This window comes from Ruegeria sp. A3M17 (assembly GCF_003318255.1).
Lineage (GTDB): Bacteria > Pseudomonadota > Alphaproteobacteria > Rhodobacterales > Rhodobacteraceae > Ruegeria.
The window spans coordinates 49890-66654 of the sequence record NZ_QOCF01000005.1; the positions used below are offsets into that span (position 1 = coordinate 49890).

A 16765-nucleotide genomic window follows, 5' to 3' on the forward strand; every position below is an offset into this window, starting at 1 on the left:
CGCTTTTATTTTATCGTTCAACTTTGCAAAGTACGCTTCGCTGCGAACAGCAGACGCCGATACCATTCGCAGCATTCGAGACGGCATTGTCAGGTAGTTTTGGTTTGACTGAGCGTTGCCATGCCGGGATGTCTAGGCGGCCATTTGGCAGGTGTATTCAACCCAAAGAATGAAGGTATCCGCTCGTAAGTGGCGATAAGAACAGGCTGAAAGACGGTTGCGTTTGGGGCGGAACAGGGCGGAGGTTTGATCGTGGACCGACAAGGACCGTTGCGCCTGAAAGGGTGACTTGAGCCGGCCCATTTTTTCTCTCGCCACCGTAGGAGCCCAGTTTGTCCGTGAAGATCACGTACGGTTGCCCTCGGTTCTTGAACAGTTTCTTGAAAGAGCGCATCGCGGCTGACTTGTTGCGACGCGGCTGGACAAAGATATCAAGTACATCGCAGTTACCTTCAACCGCACGCCAAAGCCAATGTATTCGACCTCTGAAAGGCACTAAGGCCTCGTTGAGGTGCCATTTGTCCGCCGGGTATGGCCGGTCCCGTCGAACCTTCGCGGCGAATTGGATACCAAAACGCGCTATCCAGCCCCGGTCCGTTTCGGAGGAGACAGTGATGCCCCGCGCAGCCGATGACCGAATGCGGGAAACAGAAACCCTTGAAGCGGGCTAGATCAGATAGGTTCAACATGGTGTCGCGCTGCAACGGCAATCCCGTTTCAACAACCTGACAACACCCGCTGAACTCATCCAACACGCGACTTGTCGAACTTTCCCGAAACGCTGCCCAAATCAATGCCCTCATGCACCCAATCAGCAGATATCATGCCCGCAAAAAACCCGGGACCTAAATATCTTAACTTGATCGGATGTGGCTACTACTATTTCTTCGTGCTGTTAACTGCGCTCCAGTCTTCCGGTGGAGGCTTATCTAACAGGCTTTGCGCGCGGGCCATCATTACGACTGAGACGGGATCTCCGTTTCGTGTTCGGTCCGCAACCTCAAATGCGGCAACAGCCTTTTCAAACTGCCCTGCGCGATAGTGCGCAAGGCCTTGTTCATAGGTCTCTATCCAGGCAAATGCCCCGTCACACCCATCTGCCATCGCTATCAGTTCGTAGACCACCAGTTCTTCAACGCGTCCAAATACGGTAAGCGTGTCCAGTTCGCGCACCACGATTGTGCCGGCCGCCTGTTGTCTCGTTTCCGGCCCAATGAGGATCAGCGTGCCATAATCTTTGTTGGCTCCTTCCAACCGGCTGGCAACATTCACAACATCGCCAATCGCGGTGTAGTTCAACCGCTGTTCTGATCCGATATTTCCGACCAAAGCCTCGCCGCTGTTCAGCCCGATCCTGACACGCAAGGGAGTGCCGTCATCATCTTCAATTCCGGACGCGTCCACTGCAGCGACAAGGTCCAATGCTGCGCGGCAGGCGTTTTCAGCGTGGTTCGCATCCTTGCGTGGCGCCCCCCAAAACGCCATCACCGCATCACCCATGAATTTGTCGATCGTCCCACCATTGTGAGCGATAGCCGTGGAGGCCGCGCTGAAAAAGGGCTCCATCAGTTGGGCAATCTTGGGGCCAAGTTTCTCGGACAGCCCTGTGAAACCTGTGACGTCGCAGAACAAGACGGAGATCTGCTTCATCTCTCCGCCGGGCTGTATCTTGATACCCTCAGCAAGCAGCATGCGCACGAGATCTGTGGGTACGTATTTTCGGAATGCCGACAAACCAGCTGCCATGCTAGCAGTGGCCGCAGAAAGATTGGAAAGCTCAGACAGTTTGGACGGTCTGCGCTCAATCTGTTCGACGTCAAAGCGCTCAATCTTACCAAGATCTTCGGCGATGCGTGCCAACGGATTTGCCACGACTTTGCGGATCAGCCAGATCGCTAGTCCGGTGGCGACAACCACCACAATGATCAAAACGTAAATCAGATTGATCAGCGTCTCGTCGATGCCCGAAAGAAAGGCCGATTCAGGTATGACTGTGGCAACGCGCCAGCCGTAAAACCCCAGGGGCGTCAGCGCCACCGCATAAGGCACGCCGTCAATGACGACACGTTTCGTCAATGTGCCAGAGGCATTTGCTTGTGGGTCGGCCAACAGCCTTTCGCCCGTGATCATGGCGACTTCATAAAGCTTGCCCTCGCCCATGCGCGCCGGAGTAACCTCATCCGCTTCGGCATCGGGTACTGCAATGACTTTTCCATCGGCGTTCAATATGAATGCAGCGCCGAATTCGCCGGGTGCAAGCGTTGCAAGAAACCGTGACAAACGATCCGTTTCGATCGCAACGGCCAGAACGCCTTGCCGCGTTCTATTGACGTCTATCGGACCGGCATAGGCGTAAACGGTTCTGTCACTATCCGGAAGGTCGCGCGCTTCGATCCACCCAGAAGAGTTGAGGCCCATGAAGTTCTTAAACCAGGCATGTTCGCGCGGATCATAGGATGTTTCGGTAAAGGTCCGCTCTTCGAATTGAATGTCACCGGGAATGAAGATGTAGCGGTCTTTCCGCAGCATTCGGTCGCGGATTCCCTCATCGATTTCAATCATCTCAAGCCCACCGTCACCCAGGCGATGTGACGCGAAAAAATTCCCGTCAGGCCAGCCGAAAATCATCCATGAGATATTCGGCTGTGCCTGCAATTGTGACAGAAAAACAAACTCCCGCTTGTCGGCCTGTCGCGTCGCGATGACGTTCTGAACAAAGATCGTACGAACGGCCGCCCAGGCGGCTTCGGCCGACCTGAGTGTCACGCCCACCTCGATACGGACAGTGTTTGCGATCTGGCCGTTTATTTCTGCCGCAAGCATGCGGCTATTGTCGCGCGCTGTCGTCCACCACAGGGAATGGACGATAAACGTCGACACTCCGATAGACACAGCCACCAGAATTGACACCGCAATGCCTACACTAAATCGCAATTAAATCTCCGTCGAAAAGCTACTTGTTTCAGTATTGAGTTGAGACTGCTAAGAGAGCAAAGTTTTCTTAGACACAGACCCGAAATATCACGCAACTGTTAGGTAGGAGCAAAAGACTGTGTTGAAGCGCCTGAACACTGATTGCCATATCTGACGTCGGCAATTTTGCCAAACGCTGCCTACGGGTGAAGGTTCGGCCCGTCATTTTTGCCGTTCGTTGCAAGCACGAAACCGGGGTGGTCAAATTCACACTACGCGTAAAAACCAGACATTCAACTTGCTATGTTAAAAGTCTGGTTACAGGTTTCTACTATCTGCCCGTTGCATTCGACACTGCACAACTGACATGTCTACAAATGATAGTTTATCGACGAGGTGTTCGGAGTAGCCGGACTCGTCTTGCAATGTCGGCAATGAGTACCAGTATGCGCCCAGCGGTGGAATTGATTTTTGCGCAACTAAAAGCGGAACCCAATCGCGGGCAGCCGTCAATCACGCAGAACTGTCTGCGCTAAAATTAACTTTCTGCCTATAGCACAGATATCGTTGCTGGACGCTTACTACGTGAAACAAAGTGGTGAAATACAATCGTAACCCGCCAAAATAGTTTGCGTGTTGATTTTCAATGGTGGATTTCTATGTGCAGCCTTAGGAAGAACGTCGCTTGATGATATCCAGAGTTGCGGTGGAAAGCTCTTTACTGCCTACAAAAAGTTATCGTGTCGCGACACACTATTTGAGGCATTCATGGGTATTTCTTTCCGGTCATGGACCAGTTTTTCCAAGCTGTCATCGGCGGGAAAAAACAGTCTATCTCACGAAGTACTGAACGGAGGCGTTTATGACGGGGCAGTCAACATCCATCTGGAAGGGCCAGACGTTCAAAGGCCTGGTTCCCTGGGCAATCGTCTTTCTCGCTCTTTTTGCAACTGAGAGACGCCTGGCGTTGGTGAATATCCTTTGACGAAAATTCACGCTTCTGTATGGTTCTCGAGCATCGCGATTACCTCTATCTCAATCACCATTTCTTCGTAGACCAGATTGGGCACCGGGATGCCTGTCGTGGCTGGGCCGGGTGCGGTGTAGGAATTGGATCTGATCAGAAGGTTATCATGTAGCGCTTCGGCCGAGGCGCTGCCTTGATAGAAGGTGGTGACCTTGACCACGTCGTCCAGAGTGGCGCCGAACTCATCCAACACGCGAGCCACGTTTTCCATTGCGATACGGGTTTGGGCGATCATGTCGCCAGGTTCCAGCACCTTTGCCTGCTTGTCCAGTGCCACCTGACCGCCAACATGAATGAACTGGCCGGAGCCGACTCCGTGTTTGTATGGCAGTGCAGTGGTCCAATTCCAATGCCCGTCAGGCCAGACATGACGGATGCGGCGCGCTCCGGGGGCACAGGCGGTGGCAGCGATGCGTGTGGTCAACCCGTCATGGGGAAAGAACGGTACAGGAATGCCGGTGGACGTCGGACCGGGATCAGGGAAATAGTCGGCACGGATGCGGGCCGAAACTTCCCAATCTGCTGCGGTACCGTCGCCAAGGTAGAACGTGTTGACCTTGACCACATCCTGCATCCCCGCTCCTGCCTCCTGAAGTGCGCGAGAGAGACGATCCATCATCAATTTGGTCTGCGCCACGATATCGCCGGGATGGGTGACCGATCCGTCGGCGGAGCGCGCGGTCATGTCACCCGTAAAGATCATGTCGCTGCATTTAACCACATGCGAGAATGCCCTAGGCAGGGGCGACTGGGCGTCGAGATGGTAATTCTGGCGGGGCAGAGCGCTGCCATCAGGAGCGCGCATGGCGACGCCTTCAATTTCGCACAGCATGTCAGGGTAGCAGAGTTCAGGCAGGTTGATCAGATTGACCACCGGTTTAACCTCATGTCCGATGATGTCGGCCAGTAGGTTCAGCATCCGGACCTCATCACCCGCGTCACCGACGTAATAGACAACCAGCCGCACCAGATCGGTGAATCCCACGCCAAGGTCGGTCAGAATATCCTCCATATAGGCCATCGAATTGCGCACTTGAGCATCCAGATCGCCGATGTTGCGTACGGTTCCCTGGGAATCCAAATCCACCTGCCCGCCAGTAAAGACCATGTCGCCCGCACGCACGGCATGGTGGTGAGTAAGCTTTATCGGCCAATCCCAGTGCCCCTCGGGAAAGCTGTATCGCCTGGTCATGGAGCGCCTCCTGGCTGATCGATGCCTGTAAGAGCGCAAGTAATCATGGGGCCGAAGATCTGGCCAGTGGTTTCTGAAACGCGCATGTGACGAAAGCATGAACGTGCGGTTTGAGTCCTCGAGCGGCCGTTGATCACACTTTAACCTTTCGCTCACGCATCAGGTCGCGAACCGCAGGTTACGGCAAAGTTTTGAACTAGATTTGTGCACAACCATCCGATCATTTCTTGTACGGCTAATGTGTATACCGAGAGGCTGACAGTAGTGGGGTCCAAAAAAAGCGCTAAAAAAAGCACTGTTAAGGATCAAAAGATGGGTGACCTGTCAGCCATTTTCTCGTTTCTCCATGAGTTGCATTTGCTAGCCCAATTGGAGTTTGAGTATTTTCCGCAACAATCTTGAGTTGACTTAAATCTTTCGAGGTACCTAAATCTTACGAAGTAAGTTTTAGGTTCCGGGTAAGGTGTTGTATGCGGTTTTTTTCAAATAGGTTATTATCTGTTATCGCGGTTCTATCAGCATCTTTGGCGAATGGTCCGTTGTTGGCACTAGAGATACAAGAACAGCAGGCTATTTCTGGCTGGGATGTGATAAAGGCGCAAACCAATAAGGACGGTTTATCCTGCCAAGCCGTTCGATGTGACAAACCAAATTGCAACCGGCGGTCAAATGCTTCTTTGTTTTTCTGGGGTTCGCAGAAACGGAACGCAATTACCCCCCAAGTCGGATTGGGTGAAGGTTTGCCGAAGGGGTTTACTGCCGAGCTTGAAGTGTCGGGGCAGACATTTGATTTCGTTCAGGACAAGCCCCCTGGACCTCACCGGCTCGTCCCAAAAAATGAAAGCGATGACGCAAAGATCGTTCAGGCAATCAGTAAGGCGGCCGCGCAAAACGCGAAGGAGACAGTCTCGGTGAAATCGGAATTGGGAACTTTCCAAATCCCAATCAAAGCCACGCCCAAGGTTTTGCGCTTCTTTAGGTCGCGCTGTGGAATCCAATAATGCACACTGGTGTATTTTGGTTGTACAACTGCCCGTGAAAATTGAGCCCTTGCCTGATCTTTTGGAAGAAAACTGGCTTGGCTGGTCGCCTGTTTGGCTGCTCAGCAAACCACATTCTATTTGGATCCGTCATATCTTCAGATCGAGGCGGGGCTTCCAAAACGGCCGGAAGAGTTCAATCTTCGGACATCGGTTCATCACAACTTTGAGGCCGGCATCCTCGGCGAGCTGTGCTGCTTTGTCGTCGTAGACGCCGATCTGTCCCCAAAGAACTTTGGCTCCGATCGCGATAGCCTTCTCGGCAAAACCAAAGAGTTCTTCTTTGGGGCGGAAGACATCCACCATATCAACGGATTTGTCGATTTCTTCCAGTGAATGATAGACCTTCAGGCCCCTGATTTCCTTGACGTTCGGGTTAGGGTTCACCGGCAGAATGTCGTAGCCAATTTCGCTGAGCTGTCGCAGAACGCCGTAGCTGAATTTCGTTTTGTCGGCGCTTGCACCAACCATTGCAATGGTTTTGACCGACTTCAAGATCTCGGCGAGATACTTGGGGTCGTAATCATACATACGGTCGATATCTGCTTCGGGCATCGGTTAACCTTCCTTCGGCGTCGCAATGTCTGCCTTGAGTTCGTGGGGTTTGAGCGGGTCGAGAAACGGATTGCGGTAGAGCTTGTCATGGCTCTCAACCCCGATCTCCAACGTAATGTCGGACGTCGCGCGTGCCACGCAGAGGATTACGTAGCCGTGCGCGAGCTGCCTATTGTTCAGGGCGACCTGTCGACGCTGATCCACCGTGCCTGTCTTCAGTTTCGCGGCGCAGGTAATGCAGCCGCCGTATTTACAGCCAAAGGGCAGATCAACACCCTGTTCGCGTAACGTATCCAGAAGTGGGCGTCGTGCGTCCACTTCATATGTCGCGCCATCCCTATTAGCGATTGTCACAGTGTACGTTGTCATAGCCAAATGTCGCTTGTGCAATCACCGCCTGGGTAGCGGCTCTCGTGGCAGCGCGAGGGGCCATTTGGCTCTTTCCCAAAGTCCACGATAAAGTCTTCGTTGATCTTCAAGCCGCCATTTTCCGGATCGCAATCAATCATGACCATCACACCGCCCTTTTCGCGGATCTCGGGATAGAACTGGTTGTCCCAAGTCGAGAACAACGAGGTGGTGACATAGAGTCTGCGTCCGTCGAGAGAGAGTTGGAACATCTGTGGACCGCCAGCGACCTCAATCCCATTAACGGTTGGCGCCTTGCCCAAAAGCCCCCCCATGTATACTTGGCCGGTCAGTTTGGGATTATGCGGGTCGGTGATGTCGTATTGGCGCATGTCGCCATGTAGCCAATTGTTGAGATAGAGGTATTTGTCGTCCATCGAGATCAGAATCGCCGACATTACTCCTGGCAGCGGGATCGGCCATTCCGGGTGCATCTCATTCTCAACGTCTATAATCTTTTCCCACTTCCACGTGTCGTCGCTGTCCTTCCACCAGTGAATGACGTTGGTCGACAGCGCGGCCCCGCAGAAACCGTGCGTGCTGTCGGGGTTGTGGTGGAACTTGACCTCCAACGGCAACAGCCCGTCTTCACCTAGATAAAAGGTTTCAACAGGTTCGCGTTTTTCGAAATCCCAGAAATGCAACTCGCGCCCGTATTTCAGATGGCCTACTTCTTCCAGATCGAAGCCTGGCATAAAGGTGTTGGGCGCGGCCCATTCGGAACTCACCATCACGTTGTGACGGGGCTGGTACCAGAAATCATAACCGAACTTGATGCCGCCCATCGAGTTCTCCCAGCGGCCGACGATGTTGAACTCCTTGTCCAGATGCAGATAGCCGCCCGGAGCTTCGCCCTTGGCGTTTCCAAGGAAGGAAATGATGATCTCCGAACCCAGACAATGTACTGTATGCGGCCCTGACAGGTCGGCCTTGGCCTTAATCTCGGCCCCGTCGATAACTTTGTACAGCCGCGGCGCGCGAGGGTCGGTGGCGGTATCGACGATGTGAAGTTTGTTAGAACGCACGCCGGGCAGGATCAGGTACTTTCGCGACATTGAGCCGTCGTCGTGGCAGGACGAACAGGCATTCCAGCCCATGTGATGAAGCTCATCCCCGATCCCCGGCATTTCCAGCCGGTGGATCACCTGAGAATAAGTCGGGCTTTCCGGGTCTACATCCACTGTCGCAAGATAGTCGGGCTTCTGAATGCCCGTGCCTGTATAAATGGCAATCGTGTAAAGAAGCTTCTCACGTGGGGCTTGGATCGCCTCTTGCGGGCTAGCGTAACCCGGGCCGCAACATGCACCATCCATTCTAGAACCCTCCCTTGAACACGATGACGGTATCGTATATCGAAAATACTATTATCGTATAGTGAGAAAAATGCATCTAGAACGTTTAGCGCTGATATTGGAAGTCGTAGGTCAAAAAGGGCGTGCGACAGTCGCGGAAATTTGTGCGCAATCCGATCTCCCCAAGCCAACTGCCTATAGACTGGTTCAGGATCTTGTTTCGTCTGGACTGTTGCAGACGTCTGCGCGTGGGGAGTTTGCCATTGGAGCCCGATTGAAGCGTATCACGCTAAGTGATCATTCTGATCCTGCCCTTCTGGAAGTGATTGCGCCGGTCCTGGCCAAGGGCGCCAGAGAGCACGGGGCTGCGTTCTTTCTTTCTCGGCTGCGCGGCAACTGGGTCGAGATTATTCACGTGGCCACGCCAGAGACGGGGGTGTCTTATCTGCACCCCGGAGTGGGCAAGCGGCCTATGCACGCGTGCTCTTGTGCCAAGGCAATTGCAGCCCTTTCTCCAGAGTTGATGTCTCATGGCGAACTGAACGGGCAGCTCAAACGGTACACCGAGCACACCATTGTTAGTGGAAAAGATCTGGCAAAAGAACTCGATGTCATTCGGGTCAAAGGATACGCCGAATGTGTCGAGGAGCTGGAAAGAGGTATAAGCTCTGTCGCAACAACGATGGCCAAAACAGGTATTGGTTCGACGTTGTCCATTGGCGCCACAGCCTCCGTTCGGGTGTTTACCCCTCCAATGCGGGTTGAAATCGGCCAAGCACTCATCGAAATGTCGCATGAGTTATCATCTGCCCTAGGATGGGATGGTGCAGACGCGAATATGAAATCCGCCTAGGTTAGTGTTGGCTTAAGCAGTGGAGAAAGTTCACGCCATCAGGCGGCGTCGAAACGTTTGATGCCATTTGGAGGGTTTACGGGCGGCCAAGGAGGCTAAGTATGGACGATGGAATGCGCGGGGGGTTCTTCGCAGTTAACGTCAAACCTGAGCACCGGCAGTCTTTTTTGAACGCCAGTATCTTCAAAGCGCAAAGTGTTATCAGCGAAGAGGCAGAGGTTTTCCAGTTTCAGATCATGGTGGATATGGCAAATCCCAATCGGTTCTATTTCTACGAAGTGTTCCGGGACGAAGCAGCTGTTCAGGACCACTGGGACTCTGAAGCTTTTAAGAACTGGTTGAGCACTGTCCAAACGATGTTGGATGGTGACATCGAAATTATTGCTCGGATGCGCTCGCTTTTTCCAACGACAAAAGGTTTTGAGGCTCAAAAACCGGGCCTGCTGCAGTGGTGAAACTGACCGGACCTTTGAAATTTTGATCGCCGTGAGAAAGCGACGGGATGTGACGCTAGTCGGCTTTGGGCTCGTTGCATACGCACAATAAATTCTGCTCAACGTACGCCCTGCAGAGTCAGCCGACTTTCGCCCACGCCGCTACAGCTGACCCAGAAAACCTTAGCCCCCCGCCGCATCAAATATTTGCAAACGCGGCAGGTTCCACCGAAGCTTCCATCTATCTGAACTGACTTCGCCCGTTTTCAAATGGTCCTTTCGGTGCCGTCAGCTTCGGCAATTGAGGCGTGGGCTAATCCTGCTCTTCACTTATCGGTGGGATATCTCCATTCGGTAATTCACCAGACCACCTGATCACGCTCCTGTTTCAAAAACGATCAGTCCCAGCGGTGCCGGCTTGTCAACGAGGGTATGCTCCTTGACTCTATGTCGGCTTAGAACCACAAGGGTGTATTGGTGAAGTTTACTCGTTGTCGCGATGCTGCCGACTTCGGAGATCCAATGGCCTTCAAAATATCAGTAGCATGTCCCGCGACACAGTCGGGGGGGGCGCTGGGATGTTCGAAAAGAACTCTCTACCGAAAAGGCTGCATTTTCGCCTGGCACGTTCCAGACGTTGTAGAGCCCAAGGAAGAAGGCGACAAATGGGCAATTTATGGATTGGAATCCGCGTGTTTGATGGCCGATAGATATGGCAGAAAACCCAGCTCTGATCAGTCTGCATGCGAATGTTTGCGCAATGGATTGCGTTTGATCCTGACACTTATCGTTTTGCTTTCGCCAACGATTGTTTCAGCTCAGGGCGCGTCTGAAAATTCACAGGATGCCGGCGTTGCCGACGGATCGGTCTGTGACGAGGGTTACGAAAACAGGGACGGATCATGCCGAAGTGTAAACGCCCCTGTAAACGCGCATTTGACCGGCAGTTCCTATGGGCCAGGCTGGGAATGCAACCATGGTTTCCAACGTGTCGGGGAAAATTGTGAGGGAATAGAGGTTCCAAAGAACGCCTACCTCGCGTCAACGGGAGACCGCTGGAAGTGCAATCGCTTGTTCCGACGTGCCGGAGAAAACTGTGAAGAGGTGATTGTGCCAAATAATGGGTTTGTCGAATCCAGATTTGGCGTGCAGGAAATACATTGCAACTGGGGATTTCGTAGGGAAGGTCAGGATTGTGTTGCAATAGATGTCCCGAAAAACGGCCGCCTGACAGACAAGACGAGTGTGGACGGTTGGGTGTGCCTCAGAGGCTACAGGGTTGCGGAGAGCGGTTGTGAGCCAGTGGGGCTTCCTGATCACGCTTATCTTGCGTCTGACACTTATTCAGGATGGAGATGCGAGCGGGGATTTCGCGCTAACCAGGGCAGATGCATGACGATAGTCGTCCCATCAAACGCTCATTTGAATCGTCGAGGCGATGGATGGGAATGCAATCAACCCTTCAAACGCCAGAACAATAAATGCGATGAAAACGTGCCGCGACAATAGGCTGTTGGAATGCAAAATCGCCTTACTATCCGGAAGGACCAAGCCGTGAATCTTAACTCGATTGACGAAAATCTAGGTAAAAGGCTCAAAGCCGAAAAGGCTCGCCGCCGGTCCTACGGGGTCAAATTGGTGATCGTGTCCATGGTGCTCATCGCAACGATAACTGTTGTGGTGTTCGTTTGAAGCGCAAAAATGCCCCTCCCGTAACTCTTCAGGGTTCAAAGTCATCAGCACAAGGTCTGGAGCAAAGATCGTTTCAGGATCGCAGTGTTCGTAAGTCGCGGAATGCCGATGTGTCCGGTGTAATTGAAGAAGAGTACGGAAAGTACCTAATAAAAGCCGGTATTCTGAGCGGCAACAGTGTTGCGAGGGCATTCCCAAAGCCGCCCGCTAAAACGCAGGCCATGATTGCAGATGCTGTTGGTGAAACACCGGCATCGGCAATTGATGCGTTAAAAGAAGTTCTCGAAGCGCGTGACAGAAATCGCAGTGACCAACGCCGGTTGGAAGGAAACTCCGGCACCCTTGTTCCTGGTGAACGAGAGTATATTGAAGCATTGCGTCAGATCAGGTTTACACCAGCACAGATCACCATACTCAAAGCACTTTCCATCGCCGGGAAGGAAGGTCTGACGGTTGGCCAATTGTCTCATGCGGCTGGTTACACGTCTCGCGAGGCGTCCATCAAGGTGTTCAAAAAAATAGGGTTAATGGTCGCGGAATATCTGGAGCTGGATCTTCCTGATCCCGGAACTGCGCAGAATGATGGCGCTGTTCAGGTCCTGGCTTTTTCTCACATAGAAGGTGAAGACGAACCAGCAACTTGGGTCATGCATCAGGAACTGCGCAATGCTGTCCGTTCGGTTCTATGAGGTATGTACCAGTGTCCATTTTCCAAGAGAACGCTGAACCAGTTTAAATGCACGAAAGGTTGTGAAGGTAGATCATGCTAGAGAAAAAATCATATTCGCTCGAATTGATCTATGTACCTGTAAAGCGTGTAAAAACACTTGATAAGAAAAAAGTTCTTACGCTGGCCGAAGATATCCTGAAAAATGGCCAGAAAACCCCGATTCAAATACGAGCAGACAACAAAAGGTTTGTGCTGATCGAAGGCCTTCACCGATTGGAGGCCATTCGTGCACTCGGTGGTGATACCGTCGAAGCCTATCTGGTACGTGCCAGATTACACTGACGGCGTCGCTGGATTGGCAACCTCGCCGCAGCGGATAAGAACGTGCGGATCTCCAATCGCACCGCAGCACGCAAATCTGCACAGTTTCGGCAATTCCTTAGACCCGAACGCACGCTGTAAATGCACGCCGCAGCATCCTTAAGTGACCTGTTATGTTTTTGGGGCAAAACAAACCCGTATGAGTTTTCACCTGGAGGTACGATCGGATTGCTTTGGTTCTTCTTGCCTAAAATCATGTCCAAGCCCGCACTGGGTAGTATCAATCCGGTCTCAAACCTAATAAGCCTGTCTGGAACCAAAAGAGGACACCCAATGCCTAAATCAAAAAAACCCAAGGCAAGGCGCCCGGGTGCAAATCCCGTCAAGAAGCCTGCTTGGCATCAAGCGCTCAACGGCACTGCCGGACAACATGGGGAGCGACCAACTAAGACAGGCAAAAAGGCGCAGAACAAATCGGCATAGGCCGACTGCAAATTTGAAGTGACTTGGCGACATTGCATATTGGACATCTTGGCCGTTCAAAGCGGCTCATTCCAGACCTTGGTAATGCAGTCGAATCCCACGGCGCAGTTTCGTCAAAGCAGACGTATGGCAAACGAGTACAAAAACTGTCTTATATGCCAGAAATATGATCCATGGCAGCCAGGCTTTGTCGTCAATTATTGACTGTCTGTCAGGCGGCAGGCATTTCTGATAGCCGCTTGCTCAAAACTGATTGGAGCAGGCCCTGACAATCTCATTCAAAGGCGCACCCTTTGTTGCTGGAAATGCACGCCTTCGAAAGTAGAATTGCGACCGCAACGCTGGATGGGATCAAAGTCGCGCAGATGATTAGAGCGGGCCATTTTGGTGTCGCAATCGGCCCGTTCAACCCGTTTGCGAAGCTAGCCACTAGGGCTGAAACTTCCACCGGCCTTCATTTACTAAAGAACTTTTCGACAAAGCCTAAACAAAATATTGAAACGTTTTGGCTGCCCAATCCCGTTCGAGATGGTCAGGCGGAAATAACTCAGCAACGTGATTGAACAAGACCATCGGTTCATCAAGCGTCGGATCAAACCGATTTTGGGACTCACGTCTCTCGATTTGGCTGCATCGACCCTGGCTGGCATCGAACTGGTCAAAATGATCCTTAAAGGTTAATTCACACCTGGTGTCTCGTCGTTTCAGCAGTTCGCCCAACTAGCTGGATAGTCGACTTACCAGTTCCATTTTGCAGCTCTAGAAGAATTTGTGACAGGCTCAAATTACATACGCCCGGTTAGAATCTTGACCAAGTCAGGTTCTGCTTTTTGGGTCTGCTCCAGATCCAAACTGTTTTGAACGTGCAGGAGGTGATGACGAATGGCGTCTTCAGCGGATTGCGGGTCTCCGCTGACGATAGCATCGATAATAGATGCGTGCTCATCATCCGGGCAGGTTGAGGCTTGGTTTGTTCCGAACAGTGCTACGATCAGTGAAGTTCGGGTTACCAATTCGCGTACAACGCGGGTCAGAACCGAGTTCTCATGGCACCTCGCCAGCTCGACATGAAAGGCACCCGAAAGGCTAATAATTTCGGTTCGGTCATCGTTTTGGCGCGCGACTTCTTCCTTCTCGACATGCGCGCGCAGGGTTTGAACGCCAGTTTCACCAACGTCGCGTGCCAGTTCCCGCACGATCCCGGTTTCAATCATCAGGCGGGCAACAAAAACCTCGCGGGCTTCATCAGCACTGGGGCAGGCAACATAGGCGCCGCGATTAGACTGGAGGTCGACGATCCCCTGACTGCTGAGCAACAGCAACGCGCGGCGCACGCGCATGCGTCCGACGCCAAAGGTTTCACACAATGCCAATTCGCTCAGCTTGGTTCTGGGCGCGAGCTTTTGTTCCATGACGGCTGAGTAAATCCGGTCGACGATCATTTGTTCGTCTGGATCGGTTCGCAAGGTGTCGAGCTTGTCTTCAGCTTGGTTTGTCATCTCGTTCCGTACCGGTGGAAGTGGTCTGAAAATTTTTAATAGCTGCAAGGTTTTCTTCTGACAATATATCGGGATTGCGTTGACAATATCAATGATACTGATGACAAAAAATGTTGACACAGATTGTTAACAATGCAGAACTTGACCCGTTCACCGGGATTCGACCGATGACACCGTATGTTTTTGCAAGCGCTCAGAAGAGGCGCTGAGACCTCAGTAGGGAGGAAATAATGAAACGCAGAAATCTGATGAAATCTTCTGTTGCTTTGGCTTTGGCCGCATCCGTCCTTGGATCGACAGCCTGGGCCGAAAACCCGGTGCTGAAGATAGGCTTTGTTGGCGTGACCTCTGGTCCGGCGGCAGCCTGGGGTATCTCAAATCAACGTTCTATGGAGGCACGAGCCGACTGGATAAACGAGTCCGGCGGTTACAAGATCGGAGACACCACTTACGATATCGAAATCGTTTCCTTTGATGACCAAAAGGACCCCAAGCGCGCGATCGCCGGTATGGAAAAGATGGCGCAAGAAGGTATCCACTATGTGGTCGGTCCCAACGTGGATGACGGTGCTGCAGCGGTGCGACCTGTCGCCGAAGCCCAGGGGATCATGTATTTCCCCTATGCTTTCCCGAAAGAGCTGTACTCGGCCCCGGCGTCAAACGCCGTTCTGGGCATGGTTGCGAACTATCAATCAGGTCCCGCGATCTACAAATACCTCAAGGATGAAAAGGGCGTAAATTCCGTTGCTTTTGTGGCCGCGAACGAGTCCGATCCACTCAGCCAACGGGATGGAGGTATCGATGCTGCCAAGGCTTTGGGGCTTGAGGTTGTTTCTGACAACGTAACTTATCAGGTGGACACTACGGATTTCACTCCGGTTCTAACCCCCGTCATGCGCACACAGCCTGACTTGCTGGTCCTGTCCGGCGTTTCCCCGGCCAATGCCCCGCAGCTGATCCGTTCGGCCCGCGAGCTCGGGTTCCAAGGTATTATCTCAACCGAAACCGCGCAGGATGCGACGGTTCTGCGCGAAGGGGCAGGGGATCTGGCCAACGGGTTCATTTCGGTTGGCGGCGCGTCGACGCCTGAGATTGCATCGGATGACATGAAGGAATTCGTCAAACGCTATACTGATATGTTCGGCGAATACAATGACGAGTCCAACACCAAGGTCTATGCGCTGGAGTACATTCTGGCGACGTTGAATGCTAACCCGGCCGGTATTGAAGATGTCGCGGTGTTCCAGACAACGATGGACACGTTCGAAGCCCCCAATCCCTTTATGAAGGGCGACGCAAAGATGCGCTATGTGGGGACAACGTCCTTTGGACAAAAGCGGCAGATTGCCGTTCCACTGGTCGTCAATGTCTATCAGGATGGCGCGTTTGAAACGCTCTTTGTTGCTGAAGTCGACTGAGGCAATACTCCCAACTCAGGCAATAACCTAACAAACCACTCACTATCCCGGGCTAATAATCAGCCCGGGATACCCGAACCTTACGCGGGAAACTCATGGAACAAATACTAGCAAACGGCATCTATCTGGGCGCGCAATATGCGATGATCGCCCTTGGACTGACGCTGATATTCGCCCTGATGAACGTACTGAATTTCGCTCACGGACAAATGTATGTTCTAGGTGGTTTTGTCACCTATACATTTTACGGCCAACTGGGCTGGCCGTTTGTGGTGGCGCTTTTGGCGTCTTGCATCACCCTTGCGGTGCTTGGCGCATTGATCGAGCGTTTTCTGTTTGCGCCGGTCATACGGCGATCTTCGCGCGAGGAAAGCACGATGCTGTTGGCGGCGGGATTGGCCTTTTTTTTCGACGCGGTCATCCTGCTTGTTTTTGGCGAGAAACAGCGCGGAGTCCCCAAAATTGTTGATGGGGTTTTCAATTGGGATTTCCGATTGATCATGCCCTATGATCGCATCCTGATCTGCGTTCTGGCCATTCTGTCGATCGTCTCGTTCATCCTGTTCATGCAATATTCCAAAACTGGTCGAGCACTTCGGGCGCTGGCGCAGGATCGCACGGCAGCGCAGTTGATGGGCGTCAACGTCGCCCGGTATTCGATGATCGGGTTCGCGCTTGGCGCCATGCTGGCAGGTCTGGTTGGTGGATTGCTGGTGACCATCACGGGCGTCAATCTTGGCATGGGCGGACCGACCTCGATCAAAGCCTTCATGATGGTGATGATCGGTGGTGCAGGGGTGATATCCGGCGCAATTGCAGGTGGGATCATTCTTGGGTTCCTCGAAGCCATCGGTCTGGCCGTTCTCTCGCAATATGGCGACATCACCTATCTGCTGATCTTCGTATCGCTGATGTTATTCCTTGCCATCCGTCCACAAGGGCTGATGGGCAAGCCGTGGGGATGACGC

General features: G+C 52.7%; 15 protein-coding genes and 2 pseudogenes. 10 read left to right on the forward strand and 7 right to left on the reverse strand.

All coding sequences use genetic code 11. The annotated features are described in order from the left end of the window. Positions 1-157: 157 nt before the first annotated feature. The 3 genes from DS906_RS22710 to DS906_RS02530 form a co-directional block, all read right to left on the reverse strand. The gene (locus tag DS906_RS22710; protein ID WP_369933971.1) at positions 158-496 is read right to left on the reverse strand and encodes a DDE-type integrase/transposase/recombinase; all 339 of its coding nucleotides are present in this window, start codon (positions 494-496) and stop codon (positions 158-160) included. A 383-nt stretch (positions 497-879) separates the two neighbouring features. Further along, the gene (locus tag DS906_RS02525; RefSeq protein ID WP_233494660.1) at positions 880-2934 is read right to left on the reverse strand and encodes an adenylate/guanylate cyclase domain-containing protein; all 2055 of its coding nucleotides are present in this window, start codon (positions 2932-2934) and stop codon (positions 880-882) included. Positions 2935-3905: 971 nt separating this feature from the next. Further along, a complete protein-coding gene (locus DS906_RS02530; protein WP_158541274.1) occupies positions 3906-5132 on the reverse strand; it encodes a RidA family protein in 1227 nt (408 codons plus the stop codon). A gap of 470 nt (positions 5133-5602) precedes the next feature. On the opposite strand from DS906_RS02530, the gene DS906_RS02535 reads away from it, so the two are divergent. Next, positions 5603-6133 carry a hypothetical protein gene (locus DS906_RS02535; protein WP_147235147.1) on the forward strand — a complete coding sequence of 177 codons (531 nt, stop codon included), beginning with the start codon at positions 5603-5605 and terminating at the stop codon, positions 6131-6133. A 129-nt stretch (positions 6134-6262) separates the two neighbouring features. Here DS906_RS02535 and DS906_RS02540 read toward each other — a convergent pair whose 3' ends face one another. Genes DS906_RS02540 through DS906_RS02550 form a run of 3 tightly spaced genes read right to left on the reverse strand, consistent with a single transcriptional unit; the run spans position 6263 to position 8448 of the window. Continuing rightward, complete coding sequence (locus DS906_RS02540) at positions 6263-6727, reverse strand: CoA-binding protein (protein WP_113788684.1); 465 nt, start codon at positions 6725-6727, stop codon at positions 6263-6265. Positions 6728-6730: 3 nt separating this feature from the next. Continuing rightward, positions 6731-7096 (reverse strand): 2Fe-2S iron-sulfur cluster-binding protein, encoded by a 366-nt coding sequence (locus DS906_RS02545; protein WP_113788685.1) that lies wholly within the window; start codon positions 7094-7096, stop codon positions 6731-6733. After that, positions 7093-8448: a selenium-binding family protein gene (locus tag DS906_RS02550; RefSeq protein ID WP_113788686.1), complete on the reverse strand. Its 1356-nt coding sequence runs from the start codon at positions 8446-8448 to the stop codon at positions 7093-7095. The genes DS906_RS02545 and DS906_RS02550 overlap by 4 nt, the downstream gene beginning before the upstream one ends. 70 nt (positions 8449-8518) lie before the next feature. Between DS906_RS02550 and DS906_RS22430 the strand changes: the two are divergent. The 7 genes and pseudogenes from DS906_RS22430 to DS906_RS02575 form a co-directional block, all read left to right on the forward strand. Continuing rightward, positions 8519-8656 (forward strand): annotated as a pseudogene (locus DS906_RS22430) (helix-turn-helix domain-containing protein); the annotation flags it as partial. A gap of 45 nt (positions 8657-8701) precedes the next feature. Then, complete coding sequence (locus DS906_RS02555; protein ID WP_233494662.1) at positions 8702-9280, forward strand: IclR family transcriptional regulator C-terminal domain-containing protein; 579 nt, start codon at positions 8702-8704, stop codon at positions 9278-9280. A 101-nt stretch (positions 9281-9381) separates the two neighbouring features. Continuing rightward, positions 9382-9735 carry a putative quinol monooxygenase gene (locus tag DS906_RS02560; protein ID WP_113788688.1) on the forward strand — a complete coding sequence of 118 codons (354 nt, stop codon included), beginning with the start codon at positions 9382-9384 and terminating at the stop codon, positions 9733-9735. 1667 nt (positions 9736-11402) lie between these two features. Next, the gene (locus tag DS906_RS02565) at positions 11403-12095 is read left to right on the forward strand and encodes a hypothetical protein (protein WP_147235149.1); all 693 of its coding nucleotides are present in this window, start codon (positions 11403-11405) and stop codon (positions 12093-12095) included. 74 nt (positions 12096-12169) lie between these two features. Then, complete coding sequence (locus tag DS906_RS02570; RefSeq protein ID WP_113788690.1) at positions 12170-12418, forward strand: ParB N-terminal domain-containing protein; 249 nt, start codon at positions 12170-12172, stop codon at positions 12416-12418. 755 nt (positions 12419-13173) lie between these two features. Next, positions 13174-13443 carry a hypothetical protein gene (locus tag DS906_RS22255; RefSeq protein WP_199528448.1) on the forward strand — a complete coding sequence of 90 codons (270 nt, stop codon included), beginning with the start codon at positions 13174-13176 and terminating at the stop codon, positions 13441-13443. After that, a pseudogene (locus tag DS906_RS02575) lies at positions 13358-13561 on the forward strand (DDE-type integrase/transposase/recombinase); the annotation flags it as partial. The gene DS906_RS22255 and the pseudogene DS906_RS02575, both read left to right, overlap by 86 nt. Positions 13562-13665: 104 nt before the next feature. Here DS906_RS02575 and DS906_RS02580 read toward each other — a convergent pair. Further along, positions 13666-14499 (reverse strand): GntR family transcriptional regulator, encoded by an 834-nt coding sequence (locus tag DS906_RS02580; RefSeq protein WP_233494661.1) that lies wholly within the window; start codon positions 14497-14499, stop codon positions 13666-13668. 110 nt (positions 14500-14609) lie between these two features. Here DS906_RS02580 and DS906_RS02585 point away from each other — a divergent pair, with 110 nt between their 5' ends. Together DS906_RS02585 and DS906_RS02590 are read left to right on the forward strand one after the other, a co-directional pair. Continuing rightward, a complete protein-coding gene (locus DS906_RS02585; RefSeq protein ID WP_113788691.1) occupies positions 14610-15797 on the forward strand; it encodes an ABC transporter substrate-binding protein in 1188 nt (395 codons plus the stop codon). 95 nt (positions 15798-15892) lie between these two features. Continuing rightward, on the forward strand, positions 15893-16762 hold the full coding sequence (locus tag DS906_RS02590; protein ID WP_113788692.1) for a branched-chain amino acid ABC transporter permease: 870 nt from the start codon (positions 15893-15895) through the stop codon (positions 16760-16762). Positions 16763-16765: the final 3 nt, after the last annotated feature.

What these genes read in the sequence shown, in the direction of transcription:
- DS906_RS02530 (WP_158541274.1), bottom strand. Translation starts at nt 5,132, where the DNA reads ATGACCAGGCGATACAGCTTTCCCGAGGGGCACTGGGATTGGCCGATA.
- DS906_RS02535 (WP_147235147.1), top strand. Translation starts at nt 5,603, where the DNA reads ATGCGGTTTTTTTCAAATAGGTTATTATCTGTTATCGCGGTTCTATCA.
- DS906_RS02540 (WP_113788684.1), bottom strand. Translation starts at nt 6,727, where the DNA reads ATGCCCGAAGCAGATATCGACCGTATGTATGATTACGACCCCAAGTAT.
- DS906_RS02545 (WP_113788685.1), bottom strand. Translation starts at nt 7,096, where the DNA reads ATGACAACGTACACTGTGACAATCGCTAATAGGGATGGCGCGACATAT.
- DS906_RS02550 (WP_113788686.1), bottom strand. Translation starts at nt 8,448, where the DNA reads ATGGATGGTGCATGTTGCGGCCCGGGTTACGCTAGCCCGCAAGAGGCG.
- DS906_RS02560 (WP_113788688.1), top strand. Translation starts at nt 9,382, where the DNA reads ATGGACGATGGAATGCGCGGGGGGTTCTTCGCAGTTAACGTCAAACCT.
- DS906_RS02570 (WP_113788690.1), top strand. Translation starts at nt 12,170, where the DNA reads ATGCTAGAGAAAAAATCATATTCGCTCGAATTGATCTATGTACCTGTA.
- DS906_RS02585 (WP_113788691.1), top strand. Translation starts at nt 14,610, where the DNA reads ATGAAACGCAGAAATCTGATGAAATCTTCTGTTGCTTTGGCTTTGGCC.
- DS906_RS02590 (WP_113788692.1), top strand. Translation starts at nt 15,893, where the DNA reads ATGGAACAAATACTAGCAAACGGCATCTATCTGGGCGCGCAATATGCG.